The sequence below is a fragment of the Streptomyces sp. NPDC058457 genome, assembly GCF_042720695.1.
Taxonomy (GTDB): domain Bacteria; phylum Actinomycetota; class Actinomycetes; order Streptomycetales; family Streptomycetaceae; genus Streptomyces.
The window spans coordinates 22420-44525 of record NZ_JBHXLU010000070.1; the positions used below are offsets into that span (position 1 = coordinate 22420).

At 71.1% G+C, this 22106-nt stretch carries 16 protein-coding genes; 8 read left to right on the forward strand and 8 right to left on the reverse strand.

Annotated elements, in window-relative coordinates; all coding sequences use genetic code 11:
* Positions 1-168 precede the first annotated feature (168 nt).
* The 4 genes from ACFWPS_RS38700 to ACFWPS_RS38715 all read right to left on the reverse strand — a co-directional run bounded on the left by ACFWPS_RS38700 (position 169) and on the right by ACFWPS_RS38715 (position 7041).
* Positions 169-4029: a multifunctional oxoglutarate decarboxylase/oxoglutarate dehydrogenase thiamine pyrophosphate-binding subunit/dihydrolipoyllysine-residue succinyltransferase subunit gene (locus tag ACFWPS_RS38700; protein ID WP_383714429.1), complete on the reverse strand. Its 3861-nt coding sequence runs from the start codon at positions 4027-4029 to the stop codon at positions 169-171.
* Between the two features lie 326 nt (positions 4030-4355).
* Positions 4356-5468: a sensor histidine kinase gene (locus ACFWPS_RS38705; protein ID WP_383714431.1), complete on the reverse strand. Its 1113-nt coding sequence runs from the start codon at positions 5466-5468 to the stop codon at positions 4356-4358.
* Entirely contained in the window at positions 5465-6205 is a 741-nt protein-coding gene (locus tag ACFWPS_RS38710; protein WP_365708410.1) for a response regulator transcription factor, read from the reverse strand. The genes ACFWPS_RS38705 and ACFWPS_RS38710 overlap by 4 nt, the downstream gene beginning before the upstream one ends.
* A gap of 110 nt (positions 6206-6315) precedes the next feature.
* Positions 6316-7041, reverse strand: coding sequence for a spermidine synthase (locus ACFWPS_RS38715; RefSeq protein WP_383714433.1), 726 nt, complete (start codon positions 7039-7041; stop codon positions 6316-6318).
* A 254-nt stretch (positions 7042-7295) separates the two neighbouring features.
* On the opposite strand from ACFWPS_RS38715, the gene ACFWPS_RS38720 reads away from it, so the two are divergent.
* Complete coding sequence (locus ACFWPS_RS38720; RefSeq protein WP_383714436.1) at positions 7296-8117, forward strand: rhomboid-like protein; 822 nt, start codon at positions 7296-7298, stop codon at positions 8115-8117.
* A 4-nt stretch (positions 8118-8121) separates the two neighbouring features.
* Here the strand turns inward: ACFWPS_RS38720 and ACFWPS_RS38725 are convergent, their stop codons facing one another.
* Positions 8122-9630 (reverse strand): sulfatase, encoded by a 1509-nt coding sequence (locus ACFWPS_RS38725; RefSeq protein WP_383714439.1) that lies wholly within the window; start codon positions 9628-9630, stop codon positions 8122-8124.
* A gap of 442 nt (positions 9631-10072) precedes the next feature.
* The gene (locus ACFWPS_RS38730) at positions 10073-10825 is read right to left on the reverse strand and encodes a GNAT family N-acetyltransferase (protein ID WP_383714505.1); all 753 of its coding nucleotides are present in this window, start codon (positions 10823-10825) and stop codon (positions 10073-10075) included.
* Positions 10826-11075: 250 nt separating this feature from the next.
* Between ACFWPS_RS38730 and lon the strand changes: the two genes are divergently transcribed.
* Positions 11076-13496 (forward strand): endopeptidase La, encoded by a 2421-nt coding sequence (lon, locus tag ACFWPS_RS38735; RefSeq protein ID WP_383714442.1) that lies wholly within the window; start codon positions 11076-11078, stop codon positions 13494-13496.
* A gap of 56 nt (positions 13497-13552) precedes the next feature.
* Here lon and ACFWPS_RS38740 read toward each other — a convergent pair whose 3' ends face one another.
* Entirely contained in the window at positions 13553-14368 is an 816-nt protein-coding gene (locus tag ACFWPS_RS38740) for a lysozyme (protein WP_383714445.1), read from the reverse strand.
* A 278-nt stretch (positions 14369-14646) separates the two neighbouring features.
* Between ACFWPS_RS38740 and ACFWPS_RS38745 the strand changes: the two genes are divergently transcribed.
* Positions 14647-15138 carry a MarR family winged helix-turn-helix transcriptional regulator gene (locus ACFWPS_RS38745; protein WP_383714448.1) on the forward strand — a complete coding sequence of 164 codons (492 nt, stop codon included), beginning with the start codon at positions 14647-14649 and terminating at the stop codon, positions 15136-15138.
* Between the two features lie 23 nt (positions 15139-15161).
* On the opposite strand, the gene ACFWPS_RS38750 is transcribed toward ACFWPS_RS38745, so the two are convergent.
* On the reverse strand, positions 15162-15950 hold the full coding sequence (locus ACFWPS_RS38750; RefSeq protein ID WP_383714450.1) for a protein phosphatase 2C domain-containing protein: 789 nt from the start codon (positions 15948-15950) through the stop codon (positions 15162-15164).
* 396 nt (positions 15951-16346) lie between these two features.
* Here ACFWPS_RS38750 and ACFWPS_RS38755 point away from each other — a divergent pair, with 396 nt between their 5' ends.
* The 5 genes from ACFWPS_RS38755 to ACFWPS_RS38775 are packed head-to-tail and all read left to right on the forward strand — an operon-like array spanning position 16347 to position 22090.
* Entirely contained in the window at positions 16347-19256 is a 2910-nt protein-coding gene (locus ACFWPS_RS38755) for a nitrate- and nitrite sensing domain-containing protein (RefSeq protein WP_383714453.1), read from the forward strand.
* Positions 19253-19756: a roadblock/LC7 domain-containing protein gene (locus tag ACFWPS_RS38760; RefSeq protein ID WP_089098801.1), complete on the forward strand. Its 504-nt coding sequence runs from the start codon at positions 19253-19255 to the stop codon at positions 19754-19756. The genes ACFWPS_RS38755 and ACFWPS_RS38760 overlap by 4 nt, the downstream gene beginning before the upstream one ends.
* Positions 19753-20175: a DUF742 domain-containing protein gene (locus ACFWPS_RS38765; protein WP_217561068.1), complete on the forward strand. Its 423-nt coding sequence runs from the start codon at positions 19753-19755 to the stop codon at positions 20173-20175. Before ACFWPS_RS38760 ends, ACFWPS_RS38765 begins: the two co-directional genes overlap by 4 nt.
* The gene (locus ACFWPS_RS38770; protein WP_383714456.1) at positions 20156-20791 is read left to right on the forward strand and encodes an ATP/GTP-binding protein; all 636 of its coding nucleotides are present in this window, start codon (positions 20156-20158) and stop codon (positions 20789-20791) included. Before ACFWPS_RS38765 ends, ACFWPS_RS38770 begins: the two co-directional genes overlap by 20 nt.
* Positions 20792-20833: 42 nt before the next feature.
* Positions 20834-22090: a styrene monooxygenase/indole monooxygenase family protein gene (locus ACFWPS_RS38775; RefSeq protein ID WP_383714458.1), complete on the forward strand. Its 1257-nt coding sequence runs from the start codon at positions 20834-20836 to the stop codon at positions 22088-22090.
* Positions 22091-22106: the final 16 nt, after the last annotated feature.

A 22106-nucleotide genomic window follows, 5' to 3' on the forward strand; every position in this document is an offset into this window, starting at 1 on the left:
GTTGCTCTCCTGCTGCCTGCATGTGTGGGTGCCCGGTGGTGGACGTCTACCAGCCTAGGCGGACGACAAGGGTGGCTGGGCGCGGGAACGAAGGCCGAAGGGCCCGGCCCCCGCAACGGGGATCGGGCCCTTCGGCGCGTGTCGGACGCTTCGGCGCGTGTCGGACGCTTACGCGTCGAAGACCTCGCGCACCAGCTGCTCCTGCTCCGCCTGGTGGCGCTTGGCCGAACCCACCGCCGGGGACGAGGAGTGCGGGCGGGAGATGCGGCGCAGGCGCTCGCCGGCCGGGACGTCCGCGCCGACCGCCAGGTCCAGGTGGTCGATCAGGTTGAGCGCGATGAACGGCCAGGCACCCTGGTTCGCCGGTTCCTCCTGGGTCCACAGGTACTTCTCGGCGTTCGGGTACTTGTTGACCTCGGCCTGGAGCTCCGCACCCGGCAGCGGGTACAGGCGCTCGAGGCGGATGATCGCCGTGTCCGTGACGCCGCGCTTCTGCCGCTCGGCCTCCAGGTCGTAGTAGACCTTGCCGGTGCAGAAGACGACCTTGCGGACCGCGGCCGGGTCGACCGAGGCGTCGCCGATGACCGGGCGGAACTGCCCGTTCGTGAACTCCTCCGCCTTCGAGGCCGCCGCCTTGAGGCGCAGCATCGACTTCGGGGTGAAGACGACCAGCGGCTTGTGGTGCGGGTTGTGCACCTGCCACCGCAGGAGGTGGAAGTAGTTCGACGGGAGGGTCGGCATCGCGACCGTCATGTTGTTCTGCGCGCACAGCTGCAGGAAGCGCTCGATGCGGGCCGAGGAGTGGTCCGGGCCCTGGCCCTCGTAGCCGTGCGGGAGGAGCAGGGTGACGCCGGACGTCTGGCCCCACTTCTGCTCGGCCGCCGAGATGTACTCGTCGACGATCGACTGGGCGCCGTTGGTGAAGTCACCGAACTGCGCCTCCCACATCACCAGCGCGTCCGGACGGGCCAGCGAGTAGCCGTACTCGAAGCCCATCACCGCGTACTCGGAGAGCAGCGAGTTGTAGACGTTGTAGCGGGCCTGGTCCTCGGACAGGTAGAGGAGCGGGGTGTAGTCCGCGCCCGTCTCCCGGTCGATCAGGACCGCGTGGCGCTGGCCGAAGGTGCCGCGCTGGGAGTCCTGGCCGGAGAGGCGCACCGGGGTGCCCTCCATCAGCAGCGAGCCGATGGCGAGGGTCTCGCCCATGCCCCAGTCGATCGTGCCGTCCTCGATCATCGCCGCCCGGCGCTGCAGCTGCGGCAGCAGACGCGGGTGGACGGTGAAGTAGTCCGGGATGTTGACCTGGGACTCGGCGATGCGCTTGACGGCCTCCGTGGAGATCGCCGTCGGCACCGCCACCGGGAAGCCGTCCAGCGGCTCGTGGACGTCCGCGGCGGCCGGCTGCGAGGTGGCCTCGCGGACCTCCGTGAAGACCTTCTCCAGCTGGCCCTGGTAGTCCTGCAGGGCCTGCTCGGCCTCTTCCAGGGTGATGTCGCCGCGACCGATCAGGGACTCGGTGTAGAGCTTGCGCACCGAGCGCTTCTTGTCGATCAGGTCGTACATCAGGGGCTGGGTGAAGGCCGGGTTGTCCGACTCGTTGTGACCGCGGCGGCGGTAGCAGATGAGGTCGATCACCACGTCCTTGTTGAACGCCTGACGGAACTCGAAGGCCAGGCGGGCCACGCGGACCACGGCCTCCGGGTCGTCACCGTTCACGTGGAAGATCGGGGCCTCGATCATGCGGGCCACGTCGGTCGCGTACATCGAGGAGCGCGACGACTCCGGGGCGGCGGTGAAGCCGACCTGGTTGTTGATGACGATGTGGACCGTGCCGCCGGTGCGGTAGCCGCGCAGCTGCGACATGTTCAGGGTCTCGGCCACCACGCCCTGGCCCGCGAAGGCCGCGTCGCCGTGCAGCGCGACGGGCAGGACCGTGAAGTCCGTGCCGCCCTTGTTGATGATGTCCTGCTTGGCGCGGGCGATGCCCTCGATGACCGGGTCGACCGTCTCCAGGTGGGACGGGTTGGCGGCCAGCGAGACCTTGATCTGCTCGCCGTCCAGGCCGGTGAAGGTGCCCTCGGCGCCCAGGTGGTACTTCACGTCGCCGGAGCCGTGCATCGACTTCGGGTCGAGGTTGCCCTCGAACTCGCGGAAGATCTGGGCGTACGACTTGCCGACGATGTTGGCGAGGACGTTCAGGCGGCCGCGGTGGGCCATGCCGATGACGACCTCGTCGAGACGGGACTCCGCCGCCGAGTCGAGGACCGCGTCGAGCAGCGGGATGACGGACTCGCCGCCCTCCAGGGAGAAGCGCTTCTGGCCGACGTACTTCGTCTGCAGGAAGGTCTCGAAGGCCTCCGCCGCGTTCAGCCGGCGCAGGATCCGCAGCTGCTCCTCGCGCTCCATCTTGGAGTGCGGGCGCTCCACGCGGTCCTGGATCCACTTGCGCTGCTTCGGGTCCTGGATGTGCATGAACTCGATGCCGGTGGTGCGGCAGTACGAGTCGCGCAGCACGCCGAGGATGTCGCGCAGCTTCATCATCGACTTGCCGGCGAAGCCGCCGACCGCGAAGTCGCGCTCCAGGTCCCACAGGGTGAGGCCGTGCTCGGTGATGTCCAGGTCGGGGTGCTTGCGCTGCTTGTACTCCAGCGGGTCGGTGTCGGCCATGACGTGGCCGCGGACCCGGTAGGAGTGGATCAGCTCGAAGACGCGGGCGGCCTTGGTGACGTCGTCGTCGTGCGAGGCGTCGATGTCCCGGAGCCAGCGGACCGGCTCGTACGGGATGCGCAGGGCCTCGAAGATGTCGTCGTAGAAGCCGTTCTCGCCGAGGAGGAGGTTGGCGACCGAGCGCAGGAACTCGCCGGAGGCGGCGCCCTGGATGACCCGGTGGTCGTAGGTCGACGTGAGCGTCATGACCTTCGAGATGCCGAGCTTGTTCAGGGTGTCCTGGCTGGTGCCCTGGAACTCCGCCGGGTAGTCCATGGAGCCGACGCCCATGATGACCGACTGGCCGGGCATCAGACGCGGGACCGAGTGGACGGTGCCGAGTCCGCCGGGGTTGGTCAGGGAGACCGTGACGCCGGTGAAGTCGTCCATCGTCAGCTTGTTGTCGCGGGCGCGACGGACGATGTCCTCGTAGGCCTGCCAGAACTCGAAGAAGTTCAGCGTCTCGGCCTTCTTGATGCCGGCCACGACGAGCTGGCGGTCGCCGTTGGGCTTCACCAGGTCGATGGCCAGGCCGAAGTTCACGTGCGGCGGCTTGACCAGGGTCGGCTTGCCGTCCTTCTCCGCGAACGAGTAGTTCATCGACGGCATGGCCTTGAGGGCCTGCACCATCGCGAAGCCGATCAGGTGCGTGAAGGAGATCTTCCCGCCCCGGGCGCGCTTGAGGTGGTTGTTGATGACGATGCGGTTGTCGAACAGCAGCTTCACCGGGACCGCGCGGACCGAGGTGGCGGTCGGCACGTCCAGCGAGGCGCTCATGTTCTTCGCGACGGCGGCGGCGGGACCACGCAGGGTGACCAGATCGGGACCGTCGGGCGACGCGGCGGCGGGCGCGGCCTTCGCGGCAGCGGCGGCCGGCTTCGCGGCGGCCGGGGCCGGGGCGGCGGCGGGCTTCGCGGGCGCCGATGGGGGTCCCCCCGCGCGAGCTGATTCGAGCGTGGGGGAGGGCGCTGCGGCCTGGGGAGCGACAGGCGCGGCCTGGGCGGCCGGAGCGGGCGCGGCGGGCGCCTGGGGGGCGGGGGCGGGCGCCGGAGCCGCCGGCTGGGCCGGCGCGGGTGTCGTGGAGGTGGTGCCCGCGGCCCCCGCGGCCGCGGTACCCGCCGGAGCCGAGGCGGCGGGCGCTCCCGGCTTGTAGTCGGCGAAGAAGTCCCACCAGGCTCGGTCTACCGAATTCGGGTCCTGGAGGTACTGCTGATAGATCTCGTCGACGAGCCACTCGTTCGGTCCGAACGCGGCTGCGGGGTTCTTGCCCGCTTGGTCTGCGTCGGTCGAGATGCTCGAGTTACTGGGGGACTGTGGCGACACGGCGGCAACCGCCCTCTTCCGCTTCACAAGGTTATGGACAGCGGGAATAAAGGCTACGCCTCCAAGACCGCGAAGGTCAGGTCGGGCCGGTTCATCGTCGCGTAAGTCACATCGAAAACCGTGTTTCAGGGCTTGATATGGCGGGAAACAAGCGTGGTTGCGCTGTGAGAGGACGGAACCGGACATGGCTCCGCCACGTCGATGATCACCTCGCTCCGGCGCCCCGCGCGACATGCGCGGGGGCCGCACCTGATCACACGTGTCCGGCTGTGCCGACGACCGTGCGGACCACAGATGGATCTTGAGGCTCCGGATCGAACTTTACGTCAACTTGGCACGGATGAAAGCCCTGGAAGGGTGACGATAATCCTGCAGCCCCGCTCGGATTCGGCCACGCCGATCCGGCCGCCGTGCAGATCCACCGCCCACCGGGCGATCGCCAGCCCCAGGCCGGTGCCGCCGTCGCTGCCCGGACCGTGCGGCCGCCGTACGGCGCCGCGGTTGAAGCGCTCGAAGACGCGGTGCCACTCCGAGCGCGGAATGCCGGGGCCCTCGTCCAGGACCTCCAGCTCCAGCGACTCCGGCTGCGGCCCGCGCCGCGCCTTCACCGTCACCCGGCCGTGCGGCGGGCTGTGCTTGACCGCGTTGTCGATGAGGTTCGCCACGACCTGGTGGATGCGCTCCGGGTCGGCGTGCGCGGACAGCTCGGGCGGGGAGACGTCCAGGTGCAGATGGACGTCGGTACGGGTGTGGTTCCCGGAGCCCGAGGCCATGCTCCCGCGCGCCCCGGCGACCATGTTGGCCTCCTTCAGCACGCCCGAGAGGTACGGCCACACCTCGAAACGGCGCTGGCGCAGCGGTACGACCCCGTTGTCGAGCCGGGACAGGTCGAGGAGGGTCTCCACCAGGCGGCCGAGGCGCTCGGTCTGCTTCAGTGCCGTGCGCATGGTCTCGGTGTCCGGCTCGGCGATGCCGTCGACGACGTTCTCCAGGACGGCCCGCAGCGCCGCGATGGGCGTGCGCAGCTCGTGCGAGACGTTCGCGACCAGCTCCTTGCGCTGGCGGTCCTGGGCCTCCAGCTCGTCGGCCATGACGTTGATCGTCTCGGCCAGGTCGCCCAGCTCGTCCCGGCGGTTCTCCCGCACCCGGCGCGTGTAGTCGCCCTGCGATATCGACCGGGCCACCGCGTTCATGTCGTCCAGCGGCGCGGTGAGCGAATGAGCCACGAACTGCGTTATCAACAGTGTGGCGATCATCGAGAAGACCGTGATGAAGCGCAGCTCCGTCTTGGTGTGCACCGCGACGATCGACAGACCGGTGGTGATCAGCACCGAGACGACGACGAGCGCGCCCAGCTTGGTCTTGATCGAGAACGGGCGTACAGCGGCGCCCCAGGGCTCCTCCCCGGGGCCTCTCGGTCCGGCCGGCCCCCCGCTCATGGCGTCGGTGTCTCCAGGGCGTAGCCCACACCGTGCACGGTGCGGATCCGCTCGGCGCCGATCTTCCGGCGCAGCGCCTTGATGTGGCTGTCGACCGTGCGGGTGCCGGAGGCGTCCGCCCAGTCCCACACCTCGGCGAGCAGCTGTTCACGGGAGAGCACCGCGCGCGGGGTGTTCGCCAGGCACACCAGGAGGTCGAACTCGGTGGGCGTGAGATGCACGTCCTCGCTGCGCACCCGGACCCGGCGCTGTGCGTGGTCGATCTCCAGCTCGCCGAGGCGCAGGATGCCGGAGCGGGGCGTGGAGGCCGCGATGGCCGCCCGCTCCACCCGGCGCAGCAGCACGTGCACACGCGCCGCCAGCTCCCGCATGGAGAACGGCTTGGTCATGTAGTCGTCGGCGCCGACCCCGAGGCCGACCAGCATGTCGGTCTCGTCGTCCCGCGCGGTGAGCATCAGCACCGGCACCGGACGGGCGGCCTGCACGCGCCGGCAGACCTCAAGACCGTCGAAGCCGGGCAGCATGATGTCGAGGATCAGCAGGTCGGGCTGCCAGGCCTCGGCGGTGTCGACGGCCGCCGGACCGTCGCCCGCTGTTTGCACGAGGAACCCCTCGGCGCGCAGGCGGACCGCGATGGCGTCGACGATCGTGGGATCGTCCTCGACGACCAGAACCCGGCGCTGGGCGCCCGGAGTCGCCGTCGCCGTACCGTTGTGCGAGGTGTGTGTCTGCTCCATCGCCCGCCCCTGTGTGCTTTCCGGAACCAGTGGGGTGATTCCATGACTGCGATTGACGCTTGAATGATCCGCGTCAGGGATGCACATTACGGTGACAGGAGGCGCACTCGCTATCCAGGGCGGACGGCAAGGTGAACGACGTCCGGAACGCCCCGGGCAACCGGGATCTCTTCGGTACGCACCCGTTGGAACCCGGCATTCCGCAAGGATCCCTCGAATTCCGCAGAGGGCTGCGCCGACCATACGGCCAGTACCCCGCCCGGCCTCAACACCCTTGCGCAGCCCGCGAGTCCGGCCGGTGAGTAGAGCCCCTCATTGCCCTTGTCGACGGTCCAGCCGGGGCCGTTGTCGATGTCCAGGCACAGCGCGTCGAACGTGTCCGATGTCTCATTGACGTAAGTGACCAGATCGCTCTGGACGATTGCCGTGCGCGGATCGGCGAACGCGCGGGCGGAGAGCGCCGAGAGCGGGCCGTCCCGGTGCCAGTCGACGACCGCCGGCTCCCGCTCCACGACAGTGATCCGCCCCCAGCGGGGTTCCTGTGCGGCATGGGCGAGCGAGAACCCGACGCCCAGCCCGCCGATCAGCACCGCCGGCTCGCTCCGCCCGTCCAGCGCCTGGTGGGCGGCGTCCACGAGCAACCGTTCCGAGCGTCCGTCGGAGGTGTCCATCAGGAAGCAGCCGTTGGCGATGATCTGCAGGAGCTCGCCGTGTCTGCGCAGCACCACCTCGCCGTACGGCCCGTCGCGCCGGTCCAGGACCACAGGGGAACCAGGGGGACCAGGGGAACCGAGGTACGCGGAGGCCGCGGAGCTTGCGGAGGCTGAGCTGGTCATGGCGGCCATCCTGCCCCAACAGGGCTTTGCGGCCACACGAATTACGGGTGGCGGGCAGCCGCACGGGTGTCACCCGTTCGAGGGGCGGCCCGGCGCTTCGCGCCCAGGGGTGACCGGATACGGCTCGTATGGTTCCTCCTGACCCCTCTTGGTTCTTCAGAAAATCCTGTGAATCGTCCCCCGGGTGGCCCCGATCACAGACAGCGGCTCGTGGGACGGCGAAGGGTGGGGTGAAACGGAAGGAGCGCCTCACCGTGGAACGGACCGCGAGGGCCGCATCGACGCCCACGCCCGAGCCCCTTCCCGCCGGGGATGTCGCCGCCCTCCTCGACGGCGTACCGCGCCAGCGCGGCCCGGTCGCGGCCCCCGCCCCGGCGATCCCCCGCCCCGCCCTCCGTCCGTACCCCTGGCGCCCGGCCGCCCGGCACCTGCTGCCCTGGCGGCTGCTCCCCACCCCCACCGGCACCCCGGTCACCTTCGCCTACACGGCGGTCCTGGCCCTCACCTCGCTCTTCGCGAGCTACGCGAGTCCCGGCCTGCTGAACACGCTCTACCAGGACTCCAGCACCGATGTCGCCCATCTGCTGCGCACCCCGGTCTTCGTCCTGCTGGCCAGCGCACTGTGGATCGCGGGCGGGCTGCTGTCGCCCTTCGCGCTGGCCTTCGTGCTCGTCCTGACCGCGCTGGAGCGGCGGATAGGCGGTGCCCGCGCGATCCTCGTCTTCCTCACGGGCCACGTCCTGGCGACCCTCGCGACGGAGGTCCCGGTCGGCCTCGCGGTCCTGGTCGGTCACCTCCCCGACACCTCCCTGCACCGTCTCGACTACGGCATCAGCTTCGGCGTGGCCGCCAGCATCGGTGCGCTCTCCGGTCTCCTCGCCCCCTGGCTGCGCTGGCCGCTGCTCGCCCTGGTCGGCTACAGCCTCGTCACCGACCTCGTCGCCTTCCAGGACCCGATGACCAACTGGGGCCACCTGATCGCACTGGCCGTCGGGACAGCGCTCTGGCCGGTGGTACGACGCTGGCGGCGGGAGCGCGTCCAGGACCCGGCCGTCCCCGTCGCCGTCGTCGCCTGAGCGCTCAGGCGCGCCGCGCCGCCGCCAGGCCCTTCGCCAACTCCGGGACGCCGAGGGCCGCTTCCTGTTCTGCCGTGGCGCCGTGCAGGCGGTTGGCGAGCTGGTACGGGTCGGCGGCCAGGTCGTAGAACTCGCGGAAGAGGACCGCGCCGTCGCCCTGCGTGGGCCGGCCCTGCCCGTCGAGGCGGGTGCGGTAGTACTCCGTGTACTGCGTGGACCTGCCGACGTGGGTGGCCCAGGTGTGGATCGGCTCCTGGTCCTGCCGGTTCCACCACCACTCGGCGAGGAGGAGGTCGCGGTCGTTGCGGGTGTCGAGGAGCGAGTGGCCGTCGTGCGGGGTGTCCGGGGTGATGCCGGCCGCGTCCAGGAAGGTCGGGGCGATGTCGACATGGCCGGTGAGCCGGTCGTCGACGGTGCCCTTGCCCAGGCCGTGCGCCGGCCAGGACAGCCAGAACGGCACCTCCAGGCTCGGCCGGTACGGCACCGACTTGCGCAGCCAGCCGTGGTCCGCCCAGCACAGCCCGTGGTCGCTGGTGTAGAGCACGAGCGTGTTCTCCAGCTGGCCCAGCGCACGCAGCTTGTCCTGGAAGTCCCGCATCGCGTCGTCCACCGACAGCAGGGTGCGCAACTGGCGCCTGCGCAGCGCCTTTCCCTGGTCGTACGTGTGGTTGGCCGTGCGCAGGAACGGGGGCTTGTCGCTCTTGTCGCCCTCGTGGACGGAGGGCCGGCCCGGCCACTCCGGCACGCGTGCGTGCGCGTACTTCCGCTCCGGGATGTTGAGTTCGTGCGCACTGCGGGTGGCGACGTACGCGAACCATGGCCGGGTGTCGGTCCGGGACCTGTCGATGAAGTCGAGGGCGCGGTCCCTGATGACGGTGGTGTTGTAGCCGGGGATGTTCCGGACCGTGCCGTTGTCGTTGTAGTGGCCGTCGTAGTACGCCACCGGTTCCTGGAGGAGCCACTCGTCGAAGTGCGGCGGGTTGTCGCCGGTGTGCCAGTAGTTGAGGTACTTGCCGAACAGGCCGGTGCGGTAGCCGGCCTCGTGCAACTGGCGCTGCACGGTGGTGTGCTGGTCGAGGTGGTACGGGTGGCGGGTGTCGAGGACACCGTGGTGGTGCGCGTACCGCCCGGACATGATCGAGGCCCGGGAGGGCGCGCAGAGCGGGGTGTTGGCGTGCGCCCGCGCGAAGGCGACGCCCTGCCCGCCCAGCCAGTCGGCGGTACGGCGGATCGCCCAGTCCGTCTCCTTCGGCTGGTCGTCGGTGAGGACGAAGAGGATGTTCGGGCGCGGGTCGGTGCGGGGGAGGGGCGAGGCCTGCGAGGTCGGCGACGCCGGGGGGCGGCTCGCGACGGGCGCGGCGGGGGCGGTGCGGGCGGGGGTGGGGGAGCCGGTGCCGTCGTCGTCCATGGCCCGCAGGGTCAACGGGACGGCGGCGCCGGCCGCGACGACGGCGGCGCCGGTGAGCACGGCACGCCGTGCCGGCCGCTTGGCCGTCGGCTGTTCCTCACCCATGTGTCCCCCCGAGCCCCGTTGTATGCCGTCGCCGCCGTTCGCTGTGAATCCGCTGGCAGTTTCGGCTAGTTTCCTGTGAGTTGCGTTGCGGTGGTGTAGCGACGGCCTTGCGGAGTCATGGCAGTGGCACCGGGGGGCGGATGCCGGCCCTTCTTCTTTTCCCGTCTTCTTTTCCCGTCGCAACAGTGCTCAGCGCCGACGGCGTTGTCCGGCGGTGCCCGACCTGCCGGTGCGATGCGCCGTTACGGCAGGCGGCCGGGTGCGCGTGCGCTGTGGTTGCTCGCGCAGTTCCCCGCGCCCCTTCGGGCGCGTTCCAGCGGGCCGGGGTTCAACGCTGTGCGTGGGGGCCGGTCGGGTGCCGGGTGTGGCGTCGTCGTGGCTGGTCGCGCCCACGCGGCGGAGCCGCACATCGATACAGCCCCGCGCCCCTTTGGGGCGCGCTTCAACGGGCCGGGGTCCACACGTACGGGGTCGTCGTCGTCACCGCCGTGAAGCCCAGTCGCTTCAGGATCGGGGCGCTGTCGTCCGAGGCCTCCACGAGGAGGTAGGGCGCGTTCCGGGCCGCCGCGCGGGTCGCCCGGAGGGCCACCAGTACGCGGTAGATGCCCTGGCCGCGCCACTCGGCCAGCGTGGAGCCGCCCAGCAGCATGGCGAAGTCCGTGCCGGGCCGGAAGGCCACCCAGGCCGCCGACACGACCTCCCCTGCCGCCTCGGCGACGTAGATCTCGATGCCGTCCGGGTTCACCGCGAGCCGGCCCCGCAGGTATCCGGCGATCCACGCCATGTCCTCGCCCCACACCGCGGTCTCCAGCGCGGCGATGCGCTCCAGGTCCGCGTCGGCGGTGACCCGGCGCAGCGTCACGCCCGGGGGGAGGACGGGTGCGTCCGCCGTCAGGTCCGCGACCTCGGCGATCACCACCGTCTCCTGGTCCTCGGGCACGAAGCCCGCCGCGCGCAGCCGCTCGGGGAGGTCCGCCGGGTCGTCGTGCCCGCGCGTCTTCCACTCCACCGCCTCGCCGCGCGCCGCGAAGAAGTCCCGCTGCCGGGCGATCAGCGCGTCCAGCTCGGGGCCGCGCACGCCGCCCCAGTCGCGCGGCCCGGTCACGAAGCCGCGGTGCTGGCCCACGACGCGGAGGACGGGGCCGTCGTGCTCGTAGGTGATCCCGGGCGCGGGGACGGGCTGGACGGCGCGCATCTGCGCGTCGTAGGCGGCGAGCAGGGTCGCGGTGGTGTCGGTGTCGTCGGTCACCGGCCGACCGTACGGGGAATGCGTCCGTGCCGATCAACTGTTTTTCCAGCGGTGGGCCTTGACCGTTTTCCCGGCCGTACATCCCGTACGACCAGGTCAGCAGCCGATCGCTCACAGCGAACGCACCCCTGGGAACATTCGGTGGCTCACATGCATTGAGTCGGCATAACTCAAGTTGACTGCCGAAGGGGAGATCATGGCTTCGACGTCCGCATCACTCACCCTCCCTGTGCTGCCTCTCGACGGCGAGGTCGTGCTGCCCGGGATGGTGGTCCCGCTGGACCTGAAGGACCCTGATGTACGCGCCGCCGTGGAGGCTGCGCAGGCCGCCGCCCGTACCGAGCCCGGCAAGCCCAAGGTGCTGCTGGTGCCGCGTGTCGACGGGACCTACCCGGGCACCGGTGTGCTCGGCACCGTGGAACAGGTCGGCCGCCTCGCCGACGGCGACCCGGGCGCCCTGATCCGCGGCCGCTACCGGGTGCGCATCGGCGCCGGTACCACCGGCCCGGGTGCCGCCCTGTGGGTGGAGGGCACCCGTATCGACGAGAACGTCCCGGACCCGGTGCCCGGTCATGTCACCGAACTGGTCAAGGAGTACAAGGCCCTCGCCACCGCCTGGCTGCGCAAGCGCGGCGCCTGGCAGGTCGTGGACCGGGTGCAGGCCATCGACGACGTGTCCCAGCTCGCCGACAACTCCGGCTACTCGCCCTACCTGACCGTTGACCAGAAGATCGAACTCCTGGAGACCGCCGACCCGGTGGCCCGGCTGAAGCTCGCCACCCAGCAGCTCCGCGACCACCTCGCCGAGCAGGACGTGGCCGAGACCATCGCCAAGGACGTCCAGGAGGGCGTCGACAAGCAGCAGCGCGAGTTCCTGCTCCGCCGCCAGCTGGAGGCGGTCCGCAAGGAGCTGCGCGAGCTGAACGGCGATGCCGCGAAGGACGGCGAGGAGTCCGACGACTACCGCGCCCGCGTGGAGGCCGCCGACCTGCCCGAGAAGGTCCGCGAGGCCGCCCTCAAGGAGGTCGACAAGCTGGAGCGGTCCAGCGACCAGTCGCCCGAGGGCTCGTGGATCCGTACCTGGCTGGACACGGTGCTCGAACTGCCGTGGAACGAGCGGACCGAGGACGCGTACGACATCCAGGGCGCCAAGGCGATCCTGGACGCCGAGCACGCCGGTCTGGAGGACGTGAAGGAGCGGATCACCGAGTACCTGGCGGTGCGCAAGCGCCGTAACGACCGGGGGCTCGGAGTCATCGGCGGCCGCCGTGGCGGTGCCGTCCTCGCCCTTGTCGGGCCGCCCGGCGTCGGCAAGACCTCGCTCGGTGAGTCGGTCGCGCACGCGATGGGGCGGAAGTTCGTCCGGGTCGCCCTGGGCGGCGTCCGGGACGAGGCCGAGATCCGCGGTCACCGCCGTACCTACGTCGGCGCGCTGCCCGGCCGGATCGTGCGGGCCATCAAGGAGGCCGGTTCGATGAACCCGGTCGTCCTGCTCGACGAGATCGACAAGGTGGGCTCCGACTTCCGCGGCGACCCGGCCGCGGCCCTGCTCGAAGTCCTGGACCCGGCGCAGAACCACACCTTCCGCGACCACTACCTGGAAGTCGAACTCGACCTGTCCGACGTCGTCTTCCTCGCCACCGCCAACGTCCTGGAGGCGATCCCGGAGGCCCTGCTCGACCGTATGGAGCTGGTCCGCCTGGACGGCTACACCGAGGACGAGAAGGTCGTCATCGCCCGTGACCACCTGCTCCCGCGCCAGCTGGACCGGGCGGGGCTCGACAAGGACGAGGTGATCCTCGACGAGAGCGCGCTGCGCAAGCTCGCCGGCGAGTACACCCGCGAGGCGGGCGTCCGCACCCTGGAGCGCTCGATCGCCCGGCTGCTCCGCAAGGTGGCCGCACAGCACGAACTGGGCGACCGGGAGCTGCCGTTCACGATCAGGGACGAGGACCTGCGCGCCCTGATCGGCCGGCCGCACCACGTGCCCGAGTCCGCGCAGGACCCGGCCGAGCGCCGCACGGCGGTCCCCGGAGTGGCGACCGGCCTCGCGGTCACCGGCGCCGGCGGCGACGTCCTCTTCGTCGAGGCGTCCCTCGCCGACCCGGAGACGGGCGCGGCGGGTCTGACCCTCACCGGTCAGCTGGGCGACGTGATGAAGGAGTCGGCGCAGATCGCCCTGTCCTTCCTCCGCTCGCACGGCGCCGAACTGGAGCTTCCGGTCGGCGACCTGAAGGACCGGGGCGTGCACATCCACTTCCCGGCGGGCGCGGTGCCGAAGGACGGCCCGAGCGCCGGCGTCACGATGACGACGGCCCTCGCGTCGCTGCTCTCCGGGCGGCTGGTCCGCACGGACGTGGCGATGACCGGCGAGGTCTCGCTGACCGGCCGGGTGCTGCCCATCGGCGGTGTGAAGCAGAAGCTGCTCGCCGCCCAGCGCGCCGGGGTGACGACCGTCATCATCCCGAAGCGCAACGAGGCCGACCTGGACGACGTCCCGGCCGAGGTGCTGGACAAGCTCGACGTCCACGCCGTGACCGACGTCCGGCAGGTCCTGGAGCTGGCGCTCGCGCCCGCCACGAACGGCGCGGCGCCGGAGGTTCCGGTAGCGGCGTGACGGACGCTGCCGGATGCAGAAGGCCCGGGTCCCCGCGAGGAGGCCCGGGCCTTCGCCTACCCTTTGGCGAACGCGACCACCTGGTCTACGGCCCCGTTGAACTTGTCGTGGTCCCCGACCGTCGGTCCGGTCGACGTGTACTGCCACATCGTGTACGCCGACCAGCCGGCCGGCAGCGTGCCCACGTCCGAGGCGTACCGGGCGACCCACAGCGGGTTGCTGGCGCCGAAGCCGCTGTAGTTGCCGGTGCAGTCCTTCCACCAGCTGGTCGCCGTGTACACGACGGCGGCCCGGCCCGTCCGGGCCTTGTACCGGTTCAGGAAGTCGGTGATCCAGGTGACCATCCCGCTCGCGGACTTGCCGTAGCACGCTGCGCCGTACGGGTTCCACTCGATGTCCAGGACGCCGGGCAGCGTCTGGCCGTCCTGGGACCAGCCGCCGCCGTGGTCGACGAAGTAGTCGGCCTGGGCGGCGCCGCCCGTGGTGTCCGGGGTCGCGAAGTGGTAGGCGCCGCGGATCATGCCGACGTCGTAGGAGCCGTTGTACTGCTGGGTGAAGTAGGGGTTGGTGTAGTACGTGCCTTCCGTGGCCTTGGTGTACGCCCATCTGACCCCGCTGCTCAGCAGGGTCGACCAGGCGACGTCGCCCTGGTAGCTGGCGACATCGACACCCTCGGCCTGGGTGGCGAGGCCGGTCTTGGGCGTGCCGCTCTGGCCGTCGTGGGCCAGGACGCCCATGCCCATGTACGCCGAGCCGCGGACCGGGCCGGCCGGGCCGGACGCGTCGGCGTGGGCGGGGTTGGGGGAGAGCGCCGCGAGCAGCAGCGTGAGCAGGGCGGTGAGGAGCTTGGGGGCGGGTCTGTGCACGGGCATGACGTGCCTCCGTGGGGTGAGGTGAAGGTCCCAGATATGCCAGAGGCGGTCCGTCTACGCGGTGCGACACGACGCGGTGTCACACGGCGTGACGCCATCTAGCGGCGTGGGCATGCCATCGATTGCCTTGGAGCGGACGCTACGCACGTGGCGGACCTCCCGGGAAGGGGGTCCGGAGGCTGCCGTTGGTCTGAGCCTGCGGAATACTTGGCGAGCTGCGGCGATGACGGGGCTTGACGGAAACTTTCAGGACTGTGAAACCGATCAGGGGTGCTGACGTGCACGAGGACGAGCAGGGCGAGGAACGGCGCGCCGCCACCGGGTTGACGCCGAACGGTGCGGACCAGGAGTTCCTGGCCCTGGAACGCGAGTTGACGGTGCTGCTGCGCCGCGCCCGGGCCAGCCAGGGCGAGATGGCCCGGGAGGTCCACCCCGACCTGGAGTCCGCCGCGTACGGACTGCTCGTGCGGCTCGACGAGTGCGGCGGCCAGCGCGCCACCGAACTGGCCGCCTACATCGGCGTCGGCAAGGCCACCATGTCCCGTCAGCTGCGCGCCCTGGAGGAGCTCGGCCTGATCGCCCGGGAGCCCGACCCGGCCGACGGGCGGGCCTGGCTGGTCGCCCTCACCGACGAGGGCCGGCGCCGGGTCGGCACGGTCCGCGAGGCCCGCCGGGGCCGCTACGTCCGCCAGCTCGCCCACTGGGACCGCAGCGAGGTCGCGGAACTGGCCCGGCTGCTCCAGCAGTTGAACGGCGTCATGGAGAAGTAGCCGCCACGCCGTCGCCGGGAGCCTCACAGCTCGACGTACACCACCGTCGCGTCGTCGTGCGTCTTGCTCCGCCGCAGGAACACCCGCTCCTCCCGGTCGGCCGCCTCCAGCTCCCGCACCCGGTCGACCAGCGCCCGCGCCCCCTCCTTGCGGACGACGTCGAGAAGGGCCGTCCAGTCGCCCTCGCGGAACTTCTCCGTCCAGCGGGTCGCCCCGTCCGTGAGTGCGGCCAGCGCGCGGACCTCGGCGCGGGGCGCGGTCCCGGTGACCGCGCGGGCGGCCACCGAGGGGTCGGCGGCGGCCGTGAAGAAGCCGCCCTCCCGGTTGCGGACCGTGGCGTCGGCGATCGCGTCCGAGGCGAGCGAGGCGCGGGGCACGCGGTCGAGCCGGTCGTCCAGGACCGGGGTGACCGCGCCGTCGGGGGACCTCAGGAGCAGCGCGGAGTCGGACAGGACCAGGAACTCCACGGTCTCCTCGGACCAGCGGCTCAGCACGACCGTCGCCTGGGGCGTGCGCGGGTGAGAAAGGTCACAGGTGTCACCGTGTGCGGCGGCTGTGCGGCCGATCGCCCGTTCGAGGATCTCCCGCAGCGTCAGATCTCCTCGCGAAACGGTCAGTTCGGTCAGTGCGCCGCCCAGCCGTGCGGTGAACCAGTGGACGGAATGCAGACACCCGGTGCCGTCCCGCGGCGGAGTGACCCCGTCCAGGACGATCAGACAACCCCCCTGCCCCGAGGCGGGAAGCCCGACACCGGCGAAGTCCTCGTTGGGGCGGCCGGGGGTGCCGGATTCCGAAACGACTTCAGTACGCATTCGGCCAGTCTGCACGACCCCTCCACGGGCTTCACCAAAGGCTGGCAACGACCTTGGAATTGATGCGGTCCCGCAGGTCAGCCGCCTGATTTGGGGTGGAATGGCGCACTCCGGGAAGGTGCGGTGGCGAATCCTGCCAAAGCCTGCCGTCCGCGTCCAACCGGCCAGCCGGAAAAGGACCCCGCACGGTCCGTCGGAACTTGCCCGCCAACTCCCCTCCGATGTTCACTCCTTCGGGTGGCGGCGGGAGTGATGCGAGACCACTGCCCACCGGCGCTGGGAGGGTCGGGGACCGTACGAATCGGGTGCACGCACCACTTGGCACCGAAATGCCGGGGATTATGACGGGGTGCCACCCAACCCCTTGGGTACACGAGTTCAGGAATGCGAGCACCGGTGCAGAAGACGCGGCCTCGGCGCGCAGGCAAGAAGACGGCCTCCGAAACGGGCGCCGCGGCCCCCGTCGGCACCGGCCGCCCCAAGCACGTCCGCACCCGGCTGATCGTGGCCGTGGCCGTGGTCGCCGCCGCGATCGCGGGAGCCGGAGCGCCCGCCCTGCTCACCGCCTCCGGGCAGCTGAGCGACTCCCAGGACCTGGTGACCCTGGCCGGCCGCACCCAGGACGCGCTGGCCCTCGCCAACTCGCTCGCCGACGAGCGCGACGACGTCACCACCTACATCGCGGCGGGCCGCCCCAAGTCCAAGGCGCCCTCCGAGGACCGCAGCGCCCGGGTCGACCGCCAGGTCGAGGACCTGCGCGCGGACACCGACGCCCCCGGCTGGCTGCGTACCGACCTCGACGGCATCGCCGCCGTCCGCCGGGCCGCGCTCACCGGCAAGAGCACGGCCCTCGAAACCCACGAGGCCTACTCGGAGACCATCACCGAACTGCACCGGCTCGCCGAGCAACTGGCCGAGCAGATGCCCCCCAGGGCCGGCTCCGGCGCCTACGCGCTCGCCGAACTGGACTCCGCCGTCCAGCAGTCCGCGGCGGCCCGGGGCCTCCTGCTCGCCGCCCTGAACATCCCGAGCACCACCCAGACCACGATCGACCCGATCACCGGTCTGTCCACCACCAGCACCACCACCTCCGAGGCCGACAAGAAGCAGCGGGACGCGCTCACCGCCGCCGCCCAGCAGGCCCGGCTGCGCGCCGACGCGGCCCTCGCCGACTTCCGCGACACCGCGCCCAAGGCGGCGGTCGACTCGTTCGACTCCACGGTCACCGGCAACGACGTCAACAACGCCGACAAGTACCTGGCCGCCCTCACCGACCAGCCGACCCTCTCCGACGACGACCTCGCCACCGGCACCAAGAAGCTGGACGCGGCGCTGTCCGCCCGGGTCGAGCTGATGCGGGGCGTGGAGTCGGCCCTCTACGACCACCGCACCAAGGACCTCGCGGTGCTCCGCGACGACGACGTCACCGCGCTGGAGATCCGGGTCGCGGTGCTCGGCGCCCTGATGCTGGTCGCGGTCGGCATCGCCACGGCCATGGCCCGCACCCTCACCCGCCCCCTCTCCGTGCTCCGCCGGGGCTCGGCCCGCCTCGCCGGGGCCGAGGACCCGCGCACCGCGGAACCGGTCGCCTTCACCGGCCGCAACGACGAGTTCGCCCAGGTCGTCCGCTCCGTCAACGCCCTGCACGCGCACGCCGCCGAGCTCTACGACCGCATCGCCACCCTGGAGACCGACCGCAAGCACCTGGTCGGCCAGCGCCAGAAGATGGCCGACGCCCGCGAGGAACTGCGCGCGGAGGTCACCGACGCCGCCGACCAGCTGGAGCGGCTGCGCACCAGCATCGGCTCCACCTTCGTCAACCTCGCACTGCGCACGCTCGGCCTGGTGGAACGCCAGCTGGCGGTCATCGAGACGCTGGAGGAGCGCGAGCAGGACCCCGACCGCCTGTCGACCCTCTTCAAACTCGACCACTTCGCCACGGTCATGCGCCGCCACAGCGAGAACCTCCTCGTCCTCGCCGGCACCGAACACGTCCAGCAGCACGCGGGCCCGATCCCGCTGGTGGACGTCGTCCGGGCGGCGGTCAGCGAGATCGAGCGCTACGAGCGGGTCCGGATCGCCTCCCTCCCCCCGCACGCGCACGTGGCCGGCTTCGCGGCCGACGACCTCTCCCACCTCCTCGCCGAACTGATGGAGAACGCCACCGCGTCCTCCCCGCCCGACGTCCCCGTCGAGATCTCCGGCTGGCTGCTGGAGAGCGGCGAGGTCATGCTCTCCGTCCAGGACGAGGGCATCGGCATGACCGCCGACCGCATGGTCCGCCTCAACGGCCGCCTGGCCGACTTCGACCCCGAGTCGCCGTACGACCAGGAGGGCGAGGACGGTCTCGGCCTCGGCCTCTACGTGGTGGCCCGGCTGGCCCACCGGCACGGCGTCCGCGTCCAGCTGCGCGAGCAGAAGCAGGGCGGGGTGGCGGCAGTCGTGGTCCTGCCCCAGCCGCTGCTGGCCCAGGCCCCGCCGCCCGCGGTCCCCTCGGCCACGACGACCCCGGCCGGCGCCCACGCCTTCTCCCTCCCCGGCGCGGACGCGGAGGTCAACTCCAACGTCCTGTACGGCCGCTCCACGTCCGGCGACCCCCTGGTGACGCTGGCGGAGAAGGCGGTACGGGAGGCGGACGGGCATGGGCACGGCGCAGCGGCGGAGGGGGCCGACGAGGAGGCCGTAGCGGTACGGCGGGCCGACGAGGACGCCGTGCACGAGCAGGCGGCCCCGCCGAAGCCGGCGGACCCCGAGCCGACGGCCCGGCCGAAGGCGCCGGCGGAGACGTTCGCCGAGACGACGATGGAACTGCTGGTCCCGCTGGAGCCGCAGCCGGAGGCGAGTGTGGGTGAGGGTGCGGCCGGGGAGCGGGCGCATCCTGCCGACGCCGATGCTCGCACCCGCCCGCTGCCCGCGGCCGCCGACGGCGAGTACGCCCCACTGGGGCCACCCGCACCTGACACCGATACCCGCACGGATGGTGCGGGTGGGAACGAAACCGCCGAAGTCGAGGCCGAGGCGGAGGACGAGGACCCGGTCACCAGCAAGGGCCTCCCCAAGCGCACCCCCAAGATCACCGCTCCCGCCCCACCGCCCCGCCAGCGCAGCACCGGCGTCGACGCGGATGCCCTCCGCCGCAGGCTCGGCGGCTTCCGCCGGGGCGCCGACGCCGGCCGGCGTGACGTCGAGGCGGAGATCGCCGAGCAGACGGGGCAGAACAGGGTGCCGAGCACCGTAAGAGCCGTACCCGGAACAGCCGTATCCGAAGAAGCCACGGGGGGCACTGTCGAGGAGGCAAGCAGTTGACCGCGCCCAGTACCTTCGGACTGAGCAGTGAGGCTCGTAACCTGCACTGGCTGCTGAGCAACCTCATCGAGGAGGTGCCCGGTATCCAGTCGGTCGCCGTGGTCTCCTCGGACGGGCTGCTCCTGCTCTCCTCGGACCCCGGCCAGAACGAAGCGGCCCGCGAGGCCAGGAACGAGAAGCGGAAGGGCCCGCGCGGCTCCGCCGCGGACCTCGCCACCATCGTCTCCGGCATCGGCAGCCTCACCGTCGGCACCGCCAAGCTGATGGACTTCGGCCCGGTCAAGCACACGATGGTCGCGATGGACGAGGGCAGCCTCTTCGTGATGTCGATCAGCGACGGCTCGCTGCTGGGTGTGCACGGCAGCGCGGAGTGCGACATGAGCGTGGTGGCATATCACATGGCACTGTTCGTCGGCCGGGCCGGCCACGTCCTCACCCCCGAACTCCGCACCGAGCTACGCCAGTCCCTGGAGGCCGACGCGCCGAGGAGCGGCCGATGAGCAACGCGCCGAAGAACCGCAGGCAGAACCTCCCGGTACGCGGCGGTGACCGCAAACCCGCCCGCGTCCGCCCCTACTCGCTCACCGGCGGCCGTACCCGCTTCGGTCACGTCCTCCTCGTGGAGACGTTCGTGGCCGCGTTGGAGGCCCCGGAGGAGCGCAAGGAACTGACGAATGGTTCCCTCAACACCCGGGTGATGCCGGAGATGCGGGCCATCGTCGAACTGTGCCGCCGCATGCGCACGGTGGCCGAGATCGCCGCGCTGCTGAAGATGCCGCTCGGTGTGGTCCGGGTCCTGCTCAGTGACCTCGCGGACCAGGGAAAGATCCGTGTGTACGGCACCGGGACCGGTCACGGCGCCGGCCGCCCGGACCGCGCTCTGCTGGAAAGGGTGCTGAGTGGACTACGCCGTCTCTGACGCCACCGGCGTCAACCCGCTCCTCGACGGGGAGGAGCACACGCGGTCCTGGCAGACGGACCGCACCCGGGCCCCCGTCGCCACGAAGATAGTCGTGGCCGGCGGCTTCGGCGTCGGCAAGACCACGCTGGTCACCGCCGTCTCGGAGATCACGCCCCTGCAGACCGAGGCGCTGATGACCGAGGCGAGCGAGGAGACCGACGACCTCACCGCCACGCCCGGCAAGACGACCACCACCGTGGCCATGGACTTCGGCCGCATCACGCTCGACGACGACCTGGTGCTCTACCTGTTCGGCACGCCGGGCCAGCAGCGGTTCTGGTTCATGTGGGACGACCTGGTGCGCGGCGCGATCGGCGCCGTCGTCCTCGCGGACACCCGGCGCCTGAAGGACTGCTTCCCGGCGCTGGACTACTTCGAGAGCTGCGGGCTGCCGTACGTCGTCGCGGTCAACCACTTCGACGGCAGCGAGCGCTTCGAACCCGAGGACGTGCGCGAGGCATTGACGATTCCTCCGCACATACCTGTAATGATCATGGACGCCCGCCGTCGGATCTCGGCCATCGAGACGCTGCTGTCCCTGGTCGCCCACGCGCTGGACGAAACCCCCGAGTAGCACCCCGGGTAGATCTTCTGAACCCTTAGGAGCCACCACCGCATGCGGAAGATACTCGTCGTGGGGGCCGGCCAGTCCGGTCTCCAGCTCGCCCTCGGCCTCCTGTCGCACGGCTACGAGGTCACCCTGATGTCGAACCGGACCGCGGACGAGATCCGCTCCGGCCGGGTCATGTCGACGCAGTGCATGTTCCACACGGCACTGCAGCACGAGCGCGATCTCCAGCTGAACTTCTGGGAGTCCCAGGCCCCGAAGATCGAAGGACTCGGCGTCTCGGTCGCCGCCCCCGGCTCCTGGGCCGAGGGTCCCGCGGCCCGTGCCATCGACTGGGTGGGCAAGCTCGACGGGTACGCGCAGTCGGTCGACCAGCGGGTGAAGATGGCCGGCTGGATGGAGACCTTCGCGCAGCGCGGCGGCCAGCTGGTCATCCACGGCGCGGCCGTCGGCGACCTCGACTACTTCGCCCGTACGTACGACCTGGTGCTGGTCTCGGCCGGCAAGGGCGAGCTGGTCTCCATGTTCGGCCGCGACGCTTCGCGTTCCCCCTACACGGAGCCGCAGCGGGCCCTGGCCGTCTCCTACGTCCACGGCCTCGGACCCCGCCCGGAGCACCCGGACTACTACGCGGTCCGCTGCAACCTGGTCCCCGGCGTCGGCGAACTCTTCGTCATGCCGACGCTCACCACCTCCGGCCCCGCCGACATCCTCTTCTGGGAGGGCATACCCGGCGGCCCGCTGGACGTCTTCAACGGCGTCAAGGACCCCTCGGAGCACCTCTCCCTGACCCTGGAACTCATGGAGCGGTACACGCCCTGGGAGCACGCGCGGACCACCAAGGTCGAACTGACCGACGCCGGCGGCACGCTCGCCGGCCGTTACGCCCCCACCGTCCGCAACCCGATCGGCCGCCTCCCCGGCGGCGGCCTGGTCCTCGGCGTCGCGGACGTCGTCGTGGCCAACGACCCGATCACGGGCCAGGGCTCCAACTCCGCCGCCAAGTGCGCCGCCTCCTACCTCGCCTCGATCCTCGAAAACGGCGAGAAGGAGTTCGACGAGGCCTGGATGCAGGAGACGTTCGACCGCTACTGGAACACGGCCCAGCACGTCACCAAGTGGACGAACGCCATGCTGGCGCCCCCGCCGGAGCACATCCTCAACCTGATCGGCGCCGCGGGCCAGCTCCCGCCGGTCGCCGACCGCTTCGCCAACGGCTTCAACGACCCCGCCGACTACGAGAACTTCTTCTACGAGCCGGAGAAGACAGAGGCGTACCTCGCCTCGGTGACCGCAGGCGCCTGATCGTTTTTCGGCCGCG

Coding starts and splice junctions, on each gene's coding strand:
- ACFWPS_RS38705 (WP_383714431.1), bottom strand. CDS start 5,468: ATGAGCGGGGGGCCGGCCGGACCGAGAGGCCCCGGGGAGGAGCCCTGG.
- ACFWPS_RS38710 (WP_365708410.1), bottom strand. CDS start 6,205: ATGGAGCAGACACACACCTCGCACAACGGTACGGCGACGGCGACTCCG.
- ACFWPS_RS38715 (WP_383714433.1), bottom strand. CDS start 7,041: ATGACCAGCTCAGCCTCCGCAAGCTCCGCGGCCTCCGCGTACCTCGGT.
- ACFWPS_RS38725 (WP_383714439.1), bottom strand. CDS start 9,630: ATGGGTGAGGAACAGCCGACGGCCAAGCGGCCGGCACGGCGTGCCGTG.
- ACFWPS_RS38730 (WP_383714505.1), bottom strand. CDS start 10,825: ATGCGCGCCGTCCAGCCCGTCCCCGCGCCCGGGATCACCTACGAGCAC.
- lon (WP_383714442.1), top strand. CDS start 11,076: ATGGCTTCGACGTCCGCATCACTCACCCTCCCTGTGCTGCCTCTCGAC.
- ACFWPS_RS38740 (WP_383714445.1), bottom strand. CDS start 14,368: ATGCCCGTGCACAGACCCGCCCCCAAGCTCCTCACCGCCCTGCTCACG.
- ACFWPS_RS38750 (WP_383714450.1), bottom strand. CDS start 15,950: ATGCGTACTGAAGTCGTTTCGGAATCCGGCACCCCCGGCCGCCCCAAC.
- ACFWPS_RS38765 (WP_217561068.1), top strand. CDS start 19,753: ATGAGCAACGCGCCGAAGAACCGCAGGCAGAACCTCCCGGTACGCGGC.
- ACFWPS_RS38775 (WP_383714458.1), top strand. CDS start 20,834: ATGCGGAAGATACTCGTCGTGGGGGCCGGCCAGTCCGGTCTCCAGCTC.